10 protein-coding genes and 2 pseudogenes are annotated in these 12,294 nt (G+C 59.2%); 3 read left to right on the forward strand and 9 right to left on the reverse strand.

Annotation, left to right across the window (positions count from 1 at the left end):
• Window positions 1–22: 22 nt before the first annotated feature.
• Entirely contained in the window at window positions 23–2,425 is a 2,403-nt protein-coding gene (locus ACN9MO_RS30515) for a transketolase-like TK C-terminal-containing protein (protein ID WP_425988989.1), read from the reverse strand.
• A gap of 126 nt (window positions 2,426–2,551) precedes the next feature.
• Between ACN9MO_RS30515 and ACN9MO_RS30520 the strand changes: the two genes are divergently transcribed.
• Window positions 2,552–3,049 (forward strand): Lrp/AsnC family transcriptional regulator, encoded by a 498-nt coding sequence (locus tag ACN9MO_RS30520; protein ID WP_425988991.1) that lies wholly within the window; start codon window positions 2,552–2,554, stop codon window positions 3,047–3,049.
• A gap of 906 nt (window positions 3,050–3,955) precedes the next feature.
• Here the strand turns inward: ACN9MO_RS30520 and ACN9MO_RS30525 are convergent.
• The 6 genes and pseudogenes from ACN9MO_RS30525 to ACN9MO_RS30550 form a co-directional block, all read right to left on the reverse strand.
• Window positions 3,956–4,477: pseudogene (locus ACN9MO_RS30525) on the reverse strand (alpha/beta fold hydrolase); the annotation flags it as partial.
• 55 nt (window positions 4,478–4,532) lie between these two features.
• Complete coding sequence (locus ACN9MO_RS30530; protein ID WP_082615715.1) at window positions 4,533–5,633, reverse strand: PAS domain S-box protein; 1,101 nt, start codon at window positions 5,631–5,633, stop codon at window positions 4,533–4,535.
• Between the two features lie 175 nt (window positions 5,634–5,808).
• Window positions 5,809–6,798 (reverse strand): purine-nucleoside phosphorylase, encoded by a 990-nt coding sequence (locus tag ACN9MO_RS30535; RefSeq protein WP_425988994.1) that lies wholly within the window; start codon window positions 6,796–6,798, stop codon window positions 5,809–5,811.
• 704 nt (window positions 6,799–7,502) lie between these two features.
• On the reverse strand, window positions 7,503–8,711 hold the full coding sequence (locus ACN9MO_RS30540) for an MFS transporter (RefSeq protein ID WP_425988997.1): 1,209 nt from the start codon (window positions 8,709–8,711) through the stop codon (window positions 7,503–7,505).
• 59 nt (window positions 8,712–8,770) lie between these two features.
• Window positions 8,771–9,094, reverse strand: coding sequence for a LysR substrate-binding domain-containing protein (locus ACN9MO_RS30545; RefSeq protein ID WP_057248301.1), 324 nt, complete (start codon window positions 9,092–9,094; stop codon window positions 8,771–8,773).
• Window positions 9,064–9,249 (reverse strand): annotated as a pseudogene (locus ACN9MO_RS30550) (hypothetical protein); the annotation flags it as partial. The gene ACN9MO_RS30545 and the pseudogene ACN9MO_RS30550, both read right to left, overlap by 31 nt.
• A 173-nt stretch (window positions 9,250–9,422) precedes the next feature.
• On the opposite strand from ACN9MO_RS30550, the gene ACN9MO_RS30555 reads away from it, so the two are divergent.
• On the forward strand, window positions 9,423–9,965 hold the full coding sequence (locus ACN9MO_RS30555) for an isochorismatase family protein (protein ID WP_057248299.1): 543 nt from the start codon (window positions 9,423–9,425) through the stop codon (window positions 9,963–9,965).
• Between the two features lie 16 nt (window positions 9,966–9,981).
• Here ACN9MO_RS30555 and ACN9MO_RS30560 read toward each other — a convergent pair whose 3' ends face one another.
• Window positions 9,982–10,824, reverse strand: a complete 843-nt coding sequence (locus ACN9MO_RS30560; RefSeq protein WP_425989002.1) for a PhzF family phenazine biosynthesis protein — start codon at window positions 10,822–10,824, stop codon at window positions 9,982–9,984.
• A 412-nt stretch (window positions 10,825–11,236) separates the two neighbouring features.
• A complete protein-coding gene (locus tag ACN9MO_RS30565) occupies window positions 11,237–11,968 on the reverse strand; it encodes a prolyl oligopeptidase family serine peptidase (protein WP_057248297.1) in 732 nt (243 codons plus the stop codon).
• 159 nt (window positions 11,969–12,127) lie between these two features.
• Between ACN9MO_RS30565 and ACN9MO_RS30570 the strand changes: the two genes are divergently transcribed.
• Window positions 12,128–12,259, forward strand: a complete 132-nt coding sequence (locus ACN9MO_RS30570; RefSeq protein WP_280137702.1) for a hypothetical protein — start codon at window positions 12,128–12,130, stop codon at window positions 12,257–12,259.
• Window positions 12,260–12,294 lie beyond the last annotated feature (35 nt).

Here is a 12,294-nt window from a genome sequence, read left to right on the forward strand (position 1 = left end):
GCCCGGGCCTTTCCGTACAGCCTCAGGCCGTGTGTACCCGCATGGGCGGGGCGGTGCCGGTGCAGGCAAACGAATCCGCGGCTTCCATAATGGCCTGTGTGTCGATGCCGAAATGGGCATAGAGATCGGCGATCGTGCCGGTTTGGCCAAAATGCTCAACGCCGAGCGATACCGTGCGATGTCCCTCGACCGAGCCCAACCAGCCGAGGGTCGCCGGATGCCCATCCGTGACGGTGATGAGGTTTGCCGATTGCGGCACGGCCCCAAGTAGCGCCTCGACATGGCTCCGGGCCGCGCCGTTGCCGTGGCGGCGGGCGCGTTGCGCCGCGGTCCAGCCGGCGTTCAGGCGGTCGGCCGAGGTCACCGCCAGAACGGCGATGTCGCCGTGGCGCTCGGCAAGCCGCCCGGCGGCCATCAGGACTTCCGGCGCGATGCATCCCTGATAGGCGAGCACGATGCGGGTGCGGGCGGATGGTGGGCGCAGCCAGTAGGCGCCGTCGATGACGCCTTGCCGGAAAAGGGGATTTTCACGCCTAAGTGCGATCTGCTCCAGCGGTCGTGTCGTCAGGCGCAGATAGACCGAGCCACCGGTCTCGTCACGCAGCCAGGTGCGTGTGTCATGCGTTGCCTCGCCGTCGCGCTGCATGTAGTCGAACGACCAGTCCATGATGACGGAGAGTTCGTCGAGGAAGGCGGGCTCGAAGCTTGCAAGACCATCCTGGCTCATGCCGATGAGCTGCGAGCCAATCGACTGATGCGCCCCACCCTCCGGCGCCAGCGTGACGCCAGAGGGCGTGCCGACGATCATGAACCGGGCATCCTGATAGCAGGCGTAATTCAGCGCATCGAGGCCGCGAGCGACAAAGGGATCGTAGACGGTGCCGATGGGGATGAGCCGCTCGCCGAACAGCGAATGGGAAAGGCCCGCAGCGCCGAGCAGCAGGAAGAGGTTCATTTCGGCAATGCCAAGTTCGATATGCTGGCCGGATGGCCCGAATTCCCATTTCTGCGCTGAGGGCACGCGCTCGTCGCGGAACGTATCGGCGAGCTTTTCGCGGGCAAATAGCCCGCGGCGGTTCACCCAGGGACCGAGATTGGTCGAGACGGTGACGTCGGGTGCTGTGGTGACGATGCGGGCAGACAGCGCATCGTCACGCTGGGCAAGTGCATCGAGGATCTTGCCGAAGCCTGCCTGTGTGGACAGTTCACGATCGTCGAGGAAGACCGGACCTGCCGAGGACACGGCGGGCGAGGCGAAGCGTCGGGTACCCTCGGTGAAGAACGGTACGGTCTTCAGGAAATCCTCAACAGGCTTTGCCGAGGGGATCGCACTGAACGTCTCCCATTCCCTGCCAGGCTTGACGCCGATGCGCGTCTGGAACACCTCCATCTGCGCCTTGGTCATCAGGCCGGCATGGTTGTCCTTGTGACCGGCGAGCGGCGTGCCCCACCCCTTGATCGTATAGGCGAGGAATACGGTCGGCCGGTCATCGTCGATGCTTTCGAAGGTGCGGATCAGTGTTTCTAGGCAATGGCCGCCGAGATTGTTCATGAGGTCGGAAAGTGCGTCGTCGCTGCGTGCGGCAAGGAGGTCGGCGACGCCTGGTTCGCCGCCGATTTCGTCGACCAGCCGCTTGCGCCAGGCGGCGCCGCCCTGGAAGGTGAGCGCCGAATAGAGCTGGTTGGGGCAGCGGTCTATCCAGCCGCGCAGCGCTTCGCCGCCTTGCTCGCGGAAGGCGGCCTCCTGAAGTGCGCCGTATTTCAGCACCTTCACATTCCAGCCGAAGGCGGTGAAGATGCCCTCGATGCGCTGCCACAGCCCCTCGCGCACGACGCCGTCGAGGCTCTGTCTGTTATAGTCGATCACCCACCAGGTGTTGCGCAGGTCGTGTTTCCAGCCTTCCTGCAGGCATTCATAGATATTGCCTTCGTCGAGCTCCGCATCGCCGACCAGCGCGATCATCCGGCCGTCCGGGCGCTTCGACCAGCCCTTGGCGGTGATATAATCCTGAATGATGGAGGCGAAGGCGGTGATGGCGACGCCGAGGCCGACGGAGCCCGTGGAAAAATCGACGTCGTCGATGTCTTTGGTGCGGCTCGGATAGGATTGCGCACCGCCAAAGCCGCGGAAATTCTGCAGCTTCTCTCTGGTCTGGTTGCCCATGACATACTGGATGCCATGGAAGACCGGCGAGGCATGCGGCTTTACCGCCACGCGGTCTTCCGGCCGCAGCACATGAAAATAGAGCGCCGTTAGGATCGAGGCGAGCGAAGCCGATGAGGCCTGATGCCCGCCAACCTTCACCTCGCCCTTCTCGCGCAGGTGATTGGCGTTGTGGATCATCCAGCAGGCGTGCCACAAGACCTGTCGCTCCAGGCTTTTGAGATGCGCCAAGCGTTCGGGCGTCAAAGCCGGTTCCGTCATGAATATCCTCCCTCATGCTCCCACCGACAGGCTAACTCGGAGATATCGGCAAATCTGACCTAAGTTGACGGATTTTTCGCGAGATGCGAAAGATCTAACCTCAAGGGTGGAATTCTTAGGTCAATCATGTCTCAGTCGAAGCCTTCACTGGATTCCGCCACTATCCGCATCCTCGATCTCCTTCAGCAGAACGCCGAACGGAGCATTTCGGAGCTGGCGGAAGCGACCGGCCTATCGGCCTCGCCCTGTTGGCGACGCGTCAATGATCTCAAGGAAAGCGGCGTCATCAAGGGGACGGTGGCGCTGGTCGACGCGCTTTCGCTTGGCCTGGCGGTCAACGTCTTCGTTCAGGTCTCGCTGAAGCAGCAGGATCGGCAGTCCCTCGACATCTTCAACGCGGCGATCCGCACCAAACCGGAAATCGTCGAGTGCTATCTGATGACCGGCGAGGCGGATTACATGTTGCGCGTCGTCGTCGAGGATCTTGCAAAATTCCAGGCGCTGGTAGTCGATTTTCTGACGCTCATTCCCGGTGTCGCCAATATCCGGTCCAGCTTTGCACTGAGCCAGATCAAGTACACGACGGCGCTACCAACCGAGCATCTCAAGGGCAAAGGCGCTTGATATCCACAACCTTTGACCGCGTTGCTGAGATATGCTCGGAGGCTCGTGGCCACATGAACCGTGGCTCGAAGGTCGTTTCGGCCCGAAGGAAGCCGTTCTTCACGAGCCCCGAGCACGGCTTGTTGCGAGCATGTTCACGCTCTGGGCCAAAAAGAACGCATGATGTATTGGGTGGAACCAAGGCGCACGCACCGCATGCCAGCGTCTTCCGACACGAGCGGAGCGGGTGTTGAATTAACGGCAAACTTCCCCCTCTGACCAAAACAGCGAGCGACAAACGGGGTTGGCCTTTAAACCCCAAGCCTGGCCATGGCGATACGGCGAGACCGTTGCCCCACGGGCCGCGGCTCTGGGTGCCAGTTCGGGTGCAGGTGACGATGTGCTGGCCGCGGTCGGCCTGGATGATTGCCGACAGATTATGCACGTGTGATTTTGCTTTATTTTTGGGCAACTGTGCATTATACGACAGTTATGCGATGCCGTTCCTCCCAAGCGCATCGCCGGGTATCGCGTCCCGATATAGCCTGTCGCTGATGCATCAGCGTCAGGCTTTCTTTTCCAACAGAGGGCGCATTTCGAGGAAGCGCATCCGCGGATCGTTGCTCGCGCTTTCTATTGCAAAAACCGATCAACATAAGCAAAGTTCCGCTCGAATCGCAGACCTCAGCCTTGAATCTAGATCCTCGATCAGCCGCCCTGACATTCGTTCGGACATCGGAAGATCCGATGCTTGCAGGTCGATCACGGCATCCACTCGCGCCCATGATCCGCCGAGCACTGCTTGTGGAAGTCCACGACGATACCTGCGCCAAAACGACCGCACCGTCTCGATGTCGGCGGCACCAGCTGTGGCATAACCTTCAGCGCGCCTTGCGGGCAGCGCGGCTGATCAATACGCCATCGCTTTCACAGGCGGTCGACGTCGATGATCGCCTGCGCGAAGTCTTCCGGCGCTTCCTGCGGCAGGTTGTGGCCGATGCCACCAGTGATGTTGCGATGCTGATACTTGCCGGAAAACATGCCAGCATAAGCTTCAGGCTCGGGATGCGGCGCGGCATTCTGGTCGCCTTCGAGCGTAATCGTCGGGATCGTGATCAACGGGCTCTTGGCTAGTATTTCCTCGAATGCGTCGAAGCGGGATTCGCCTTCGACCAGCCCCAGCCGCCAGCGATAATTATGGACGGTGATAGCGACATGGTCCGGATTTTCGAACGCCGTGGCCGAACGCGCGAAGATCGCGTCGTCGAATTGCCAGGTCGGCGAGGCGGTCTCCCAGATCAGACGAACGAAATCGCGCGTATTGGCCTGGTAGCCGAGCCGGCCGCGCTCAGTGGCGAAGTAGAATTGATACCACCAGGCCATCTCGGCCTTGGGCGGAAGAGGCTTCTTGTTCATCTCTTGGCTGCCGACGAGATAGCCAGCCCGTGATGCGGATTGTCGGCAGGGCGATCAACGGCATAGTTACAAAATTGGCCCTGAACACCTAGCCGCGAGCGGCGAGCATCTCAGTCGGGACGTCGATCGACGCGACAAGCCCCGTCTCTCGCCAATCACGGTCGATCGTCGCGTTCAGTGCGCTTGCCAACCCCCTTTCCAGGCGGCTGCCGAACCCCATGTGCTGTTCGCGCGCCGGCTTTGGCCCTCCCATTTCGCGCCAGACAAGGTGCGTCCAGTCGTTCTCTTCCCGGATGCTCAAATCGAGATGACCGTTTGTCACGGAGAGCGCCCCATACTTTGCGGCATTGGTCGCAAGTTCGTGCAGCAACAACGCTATATGCGTCATCGCCTGGCCTCCCACAACACGATCTTGACCGCTGATCGTTATCCTCTCTTCTGCCGCATACGGTTCGAGGATCGTTCTGATCAGTGCGTGCAGCGAAATCGTCTGCGTGTTTCCGGTTCCGTTTTGCCAATCCGACATGGTGAGTTCATGGGCGCGGGAGAGCATCGATAGCCGCGCCTGGATCGTCGCAAGGAGGCTGTCGATATCGCTGGCCGACCGGCCGCTGATCGAGACGATCGCGGAAGCGAGTGCAAAGAGGTTTTTCACGCGATGCCGCATTTCGCCCATCAAGAGCTGCTGCTGCTCCTCGGCGACGCGTCTTTCAGTAATGTCTCTCGCGATTTTCGAGGCGCCGACGATCACGCCGTCCGCATTCCGAATCGGCGAGATGGTCAGCGAGATATCGACCAATGATCCGTCTTTGCGTCGCCGCAGTGTCTCGAAGTGTTCGACGCGCATGCCGCGTTGGATTTCGGCGATGATCGCCGGCTCCTCATCCAGTCGGTCCTGCGGAATCAAGATGGTGATCGACTTTCCGATGACCTCTTCGGCCCGATAGCCGAACAAGCGTGTCGCGCCGGGATTCCAGCTCTGGATAATGCCTCGCAGATCCTTGCTGACAATCGCATCGTCGGAGCCTTCGATTATTGCGGCCAGCCAATCGCGGGGATCGGGTCCATCCGCGACCGATGTGTCAGCAAAGTTGGAGGCATGGTTGTGAGACGTCGAGCGCACGCTGAACGGCCGGATCTGCGCGGCCCGTTCGCCTCCAGATTGTTCGTCGTCGCCCGGAATTTCCATGGCGCGTCCTCCTCAAGTACTCGATGCGGGACGCCGGCTGATGAAGGGAGCTTGCGTGCATCGTCCTCTCTATAGCAGTCGGCTAGGCTATTCTGCCAACAGGCGCCGAAACTTAACGCCGATTCACAGACCCAGACGCGGACAATTGCGACCGCGCCAACTTCCGGTCAGTTTTTCAGCCCTGCTTCATAGCGGCTCCAATGGGCGATGCGTCTTCGGCGAGCGCATTGCCGACGAGGAAGGCGTTCTGGGTTGCCGGGCCGAAGCCGCCGGACTTCGCCGCCAGCGACTCCGCCGTGCTCTGGCCGTCATGCGGACGGTCGAAGTTGGATGCCGTGCGCAATACGGCGATCCGGCCGAAATCCAGTCGCCCGGCATCCGCGGCGCGGCTGAGAGCGGTCAGGGTGGCGTTGTCCTCCATCTGGCTCGTGCAGTAATCCGCCTTTCCATCGGTGAGGACCTTTGCGTGCGCGGCGAGTTCCGTAGCAACGCCCGCGCCATGCCAATAGGTATCGGCCGAAATGGTCGTGCAGCTCGTTACGCCCGGCTTGGCCTTGGCGGCCGGCTGCGAATAGAGTGCGCGATAGGCGGTTGCGGTCTCGCCGTCGGCCAGCGTGACATTCCGGCTCGCCGCAAGCGCCGCCTCGAGCAGCGGCTTGTTCATTTCAAACACCTCGGTTCCGGCGCCCCAGGCCTGCTTTTCTCCAGGCACGCCTGCACCAAGCTCGACGACGGTCGACTTCCATTCTGCCGGCGCCTCGGACGTGGCCATGCGATGGAAAAGGCCGCCATCGATGACATAATCGGCCCAGGCAGCCGAGCCGAGCGTGCCCTTCGAAGGGTCGATTCCGGCTATTCCTGCGATGATGAAATAGGTCTTCGACAGATCTAATTTGTCCGAAAGCGCGACCGCTGCTGTGGACGCGGCCGCATTTGCAAAACCCATCGTGGTCGTCATGACGCAGAGATCCTCGTTGCAGACGACGTCGGGAGCGCTTTTCGGCAGCCCTGTCACCGCGATGCGCTTGCGCAATTGCAGATTTTCCAGCCAGGGCTTGGTTTCTTCCCCGAACATGGTGATCACCAAAACTTTGGGGGTGACGATTTCGGCATGCGCGACCATCGGGAATGCGAGTGTCAACGAAATCAGCGCAATTTTTCTCATCTGCCTTACCTTCTTCATGGCCGTTGCGATATCCCGGTACAGGACGCCCTGCCACCATAACGTAAACTCCGCAAGGCGCTGCATCTTCTTACAAAATTCGCCGCTACGGCAGATTCACGCAGGAAAGGATGGTCGGTTACGAAAGGGCGTCCGTGCCTTTCTCGAATATGAAAAACGTCCCCGAACTGCTCTGGTCCTGCGTCAGGACGCATTTCGAGCGGAGCCCCTTCGATAGAAGGCCTGAATTCCTCCATCGGCAGGGCCTTGGCGTAGATGTCGTTTGGCAGTGATCCGTTAGATTGCGTTCGTTGCGGCAGCTTTTGGCGGTCACGCATCATTGGACATTTGAGGGTTTAAGCATCTGTAAACATGCGGGTTTAGCGGGGGTCATCTCCGAAGATATGACGCTGCTGCCATTGTGGAAAATCTCAAATTAGGTGCCAGCTCACGAGCCAAAATCTCAAATTAACTGCTTAATCTCAAATAATGTGGCGTGCTATGTTGTTGAAAATATTAGAGGCACAGTCTCGCGATTAAATAGCGTCCTGCTTGGCAACGAGGTGTATTTGCTCGAGGCCAAGTGGCAAGGGTCGCCCATGTAAGGGCGGAATTCTGCCTATGTTGATGTTTTGGACTTTGAAGATCGCATAATGTATCGACTGGACCTTATTACCACGGGGCATCCGGCCATAGGACCGATGTCTTCAAGCGTGGCCCTCTTCAATCCTCGGAAGGAACCACGCGAGAAGCCCCGCAAGCGGGAGGAAGGAGCAGACGTAGTAAACCGTTCCGACACCATAGCTGTCGGCCAATATTCCGAGAAGCGCTGCGGCTATACCGCCAAGGCCGAAATTCAGACCGTAGAACAGCCCACCAATGAGTCCTATCCGGTGCGGCAGCAACTCGATTGCGTAGATCAGGATGGAGGCGAAGGCGCTCGCCATGATCAGGTTGATCATCACCGTCAGCACGCCGGTCCAGAGGAGGTCGACGTGTGGCAGGATCAGCGTCAGCGGAAGCGGCCCCAGAACCGAAATCCAGATGATACGATAACGCCCGATGCGATCACCGACGATGCCGCCGATCAGCGCGCCCGCGGCCGAAGCCAGTAGGAAGATGAACAGCATCATCTGTGCGGAGGGGATCGAGAGGCCGAACTTCTCAATGAGATAGAAGGTGTAGAATGAGCGGAAGCTCTCGCCATAGGCGTTCTTAGTAAACATCAGCAGCGTCAGGACCCCCAGGGCTACCCCGATCGTCGCTGGCGCGTGACGAACGGCGCCGCCCGCCTTCTTGCCGTCTGCCCGCAACGCCATGAATGCGGCGCCGATCTCCCGCTGCTTGCTACCGATCCATACAAGAAGTGCCATGGCCATCAATGCGAGAACGGCAAACCAGGCGAGGCTCGGCTGTCCCCAGGGAACGATGATCAGCGCAGCGAAGACCGGGCCGAGCGCGCCGCCCGCCTGACCGCCGACCTGAAACAGTCCCTGCGCCAACCCCTGGCGCCCGCCGGCGGCATAGCGCGCCATGCGCGTCGCTTCCGGGTGAAAGATGGACGATCCAATGCCGATCAGCGCAACTGAAACTAGAATCACCGCGTAGCTATGGGCGAAGGCAAGGCTAACCAAGCCAGAGAGTGTAAACATCATCCCCACGACCGGTGAATAGGGCGCGGGATGTTTGTCCGTCACCATGCCGATTACCGGTTGCAGCAGCGACCCGGCGATCTGGAAGGTCATGGTGATCAAGCCGATCTGCACGAAATCCAGCGCATAGGCGTCCTTCAGAATCGGATAGGCCGCCGGAATCAGTGACTGCATCAGGTCATTGAGGAGATGGGTGAGACCCAGAATGACCAGCACAGCGAGATGCGTCTTGGGACTCGTCATGGTGGGAATGGCGACAGTCATGATTGTTGTTCTTGGCCCTTGGGAAATTTGGGGAGGCGGCTTGCAGCGGCATCCGACCGTCATCGGTAGAACGCGGCGCGCCGCGATGGGAGCTTATGCATCGCCCGAGGGGCGGGCAACCGTTTATTCGCGCTACGAGGGCAATAGGAGGCAATCCTATCCCGATGGATGTCGCGCGCCAATGTCGTGAGGAAGCCGGAGCCGACATCGGCGGTCTCGTCGATCAGGCGCTGGATTACATCGGAAGACCAGGTGACCTCGACATCAAGATGCAGCGTCGGGTGGCGCCGCGAGAACTCCGCGATCAGCGAAGGCAGGAAGGAGAGCCCGACGCTCTCGACGGTCCCCGTCTTCAAGCCCCTGAGAATGTCGAGCTCGGACACCGCCACTTCGAGAGGTGATGCGACGCGACGGACTGCCGGTGAAGGATTTCGCCGGCGGCCGTCAGTTTGAGGCGATGACCCTCGCGTTGAAGCAGCGCCATGCCCAAGCGATCCCCGATCTGCCGCGATACGGACAACGACGCGACATTGAGCCTGCGGGCGCATTGGCCGCGATTCGAATCCCTTCAAAGCGAGGGATAGGAGACATCCGTGCTGCCGGCTTCCGGTCGTCGAGTGATCTGAACGACCGAGCAGCGGCCCTTTGCGGACATGATTGGCCCATGGTAGGCACCTTTCGTCGCCTAACGGGGCCTGAGAGGATTGGGAATTGGAACAAGCGCTTGTAATTATCGACATGCAGATGCTGATGCAGCATCGTCTCGATGCAGGGCGCGATCACGTCCACGGTGATGCTCCGGCCAAGATCGCCGCCTTAGCTGCTGAATTCCGCAGGGCTGGACAAAGGGTGATCCACGTTCGCCACAGCGACCCTGATCCAACATCCCCGATGCACCTTGGTTCACCCGCTCAACAGGTGATGCCCTGCGCAGAAGCGCTCGACGACGAACCGATTTTCGTCAAGACGACTTCTTCGCCATTTGCTTCCACCGGGATGGAAAAATATCTCCGCGACAATGGCATCGGCACCCTCGTCGTGACGGGCGCAGTTGCAGGTTTTTGCATCAATACCACAGTTCGAGTTGGATCGGACCTCGGCTTTAGGATGATCGTCGTCCGTGATGCCGTCATGGGCTTTGATATGCCGGACGAGCAGCTATCCGCGCGTGCGATTTTCGATGTAACGATAGCCCATCTCAAATCCGACTTTGCGGAAATCATCGATAGCGATGCGATCGTGGCGGCCAGCTAGTCTTACAACCAGCACTTTAAAAGGCTGCGACGCCCTCGATGCAAGTTGTAACGTCGCCACCGACCCAAATCTGATCTTCGACCAACTCCACATGAACACGTCCTTCCCGTCCAAGGACGGTACCTTGGCTGGCAATGTATGATGAGGAAGCGATGCCGTTACCAATCAACCATTGAGCAATGCCTGCATTTAAGCTGCCGGTTACCGGGTCTTCAAAACCGGCCGCGGTAAAGGCACGCACCTCGAAATCCGCTTCCCGCCCATCCTTTGTTGGATCCCAGGGGGCAACGACACCGACCCGCAATCCGGAAAGGATGGCGAAATCCGGACGAAGCGCGAGGACGTCAGCCCTGGAGCGCAGTTGGACAGCGAGCCAGCCAGGGCCATTGTCCACCCAGTTGGCGTCGACGATGTCATCGGATGTCAACCGCAAGCCTTTGAGTACTAGCTTCAGTGTGTCGAGTTCCACCGGGCCTGATCGGCGCAGTTCGGGGGCTTCGAAGGAAAGTCGTCCATTGTTGCGCCGAATGTGGACTAGTCCCACCTCGCACTCCTGGACAATCTCGCTACTCTTTGGCTTTCCACCAGAAGACAGCCATGTGTGGCAGCTCCCCAAAGTGGGGTGGCCCGCGAAGGGCAACTCAGCAACAGGTGTAAAGATGCGAACGCGGTAGTCGGCATCTGCCGAGTTCGGCTGTAGAAGGAAAGTCGTTTCGCTAAGGTTCGTCCAGCGCGCGAAAGCAGCCATCTCCGATGCGGTTAAAGAATCTGCTCCAATGACAACCGCCAGCGCATTGCCTAGCAAAACTTTGGAGGAAAAGACATCAACCTGCTGGAATGAAAATTTTGTGTGTCTCATTGTGATGTCCTGATGCTCTCAATGTATGCGCTGCAGCGTTTCGGTGCAAATTGGTTCACCGCCCGGTTTGGACCGCATTTGTCCCTATACCAAAGCTTGAGTAATCTGGAGAGCAGGCCAGATTGAGGTGCCATTATGTTAGGCATGAAATTGCCCTGTACGTGGCCCGTGTCAAGCTCGACGCGAACGCCAACCACTACGCGTGAAACATACCAAACACATCTTGTGGCAGATTGTCTCGGCTGTAGGATTGTAGGACTTGCCTCGGCGACCACTATTGGCGCGCAGGATGACGCCGCCGCGGAGCTATGTCCGCTTTCGGGCGCGCGCGATGACGACCTCTACGACCGACATGAGGGCGCGCTAAGCAGACGCCGTTCGCATTCCGCGGTACGCGTAGAGGATTGAAAGGTTACTCAGGCGCGACCTCAAGGCGCTGTTTCAGAAGCCAATCCCAAAGCTCGGGATCATTTAAGGCGGCCCGTTCGACGCCCGAGTGGTCCACGCCCTCCAGAACACTCAAACGAGCATTACGCTTTAGACCCACGAGGCGCTCGTACAGCACGACCGAATCCGACAAAGGGATGACTTCATCGTTCGTGCCGTGGAACACCCAGAAAGCTGCCTTTTCATTTGTCCTGCTAAGGTAGTGGCGATTACCGCCACCAGCGATCGGAACGACAGCGGCGAATGTTTCGGGAAACTGTTCTGCCATGGCCCAAGTACCGAACCCCCCGCGGCTGAACCCCATGACATAGACACGCGTGCGATCTACGCGATACTTCGAGATAACCTCATCGAGTGCCGCCTCCACTTTCTCGATCGGATAAAGCAGTTCTTCACTCGGATTCTGAGGCGAAAACACTAGGAAGGGGAATGTCTTTCCATCCTCAATCAGTTTCGGAATGCCACTCGATTTGACTTTCTCGATATCGGTCCCGCCCTGATCGCCGCCGTGTAGCCACACAACAAGCGGATACGCGTTGCTGGACGAAGCATAGTCGTCGGGCGTGTACATCAGATAGTTGAGATCATTCTGTATGCTGGCGCTCGATCTGGCTGCCAACTGCTCGGCATGCGCCACGCCTGCACTACACATTCCGATTACGGCCGTGAAAGCCAGTGCCATGATGTTCCGCGTCATTCGACCACCTCCTTCATGATGTTGAGCCTGTCGGCAATCAAATGGAACCGAAGAACCAGAACTCAAGCCTTCCCACTCGGAGGATGGAAGTCGGTTCTGGGAAGCGTTCTCGCGGAAAGCCCCGGCAAACTCAGAAGCGCAACGGTAGGAGTGTGTCCGATGCCGAAATTCGTAACGCGCGAAAATCCAGTCTGCCAAGCGTCCTCCAACATGTTCTCGTCGGGCGCCTTCCGGACGCGACCATTGGCGAAGCAGACCGCCGGCTTCCAGGATCTCGCGCGGGTGGTGTGAGTGACCATAATGAGGGCGCAATGCTGTCGTTTGCA

The sequence above is a fragment of the Ensifer sp. R-19 genome, from assembly GCF_049905105.1.
GTDB lineage: Bacteria > Pseudomonadota > Alphaproteobacteria > Rhizobiales > Rhizobiaceae > Ensifer.

What these genes read in the sequence shown, in the direction of transcription:
- ACN9MO_RS30515 (WP_425988989.1), bottom strand. Translation starts at nt 2,425, where the DNA reads ATGACGGAACCGGCTTTGACGCCCGAACGCTTGGCGCATCTCAAAAGC.
- ACN9MO_RS30520 (WP_425988991.1), top strand. Translation starts at nt 2,552, where the DNA reads ATGTCTCAGTCGAAGCCTTCACTGGATTCCGCCACTATCCGCATCCTC.
- ACN9MO_RS30530 (WP_082615715.1), bottom strand. Translation starts at nt 5,633, where the DNA reads ATGGAAATTCCGGGCGACGACGAACAATCTGGAGGCGAACGGGCCGCG.
- ACN9MO_RS30535 (WP_425988994.1), bottom strand. Translation starts at nt 6,798, where the DNA reads ATGAGAAAAATTGCGCTGATTTCGTTGACACTCGCATTCCCGATGGTC.
- ACN9MO_RS30540 (WP_425988997.1), bottom strand. Translation starts at nt 8,711, where the DNA reads ATGACTGTCGCCATTCCCACCATGACGAGTCCCAAGACGCATCTCGCT.
- ACN9MO_RS30560 (WP_425989002.1), bottom strand. Translation starts at nt 10,824, where the DNA reads ATGAGACACACAAAATTTTCATTCCAGCAGGTTGATGTCTTTTCCTCC.
- ACN9MO_RS30565 (WP_057248297.1), bottom strand. Translation starts at nt 11,968, where the DNA reads ATGACGCGGAACATCATGGCACTGGCTTTCACGGCCGTAATCGGAATG.
- ACN9MO_RS30570 (WP_280137702.1), top strand. Translation starts at nt 12,128, where the DNA reads ATGCCGAAATTCGTAACGCGCGAAAATCCAGTCTGCCAAGCGTCCTCC.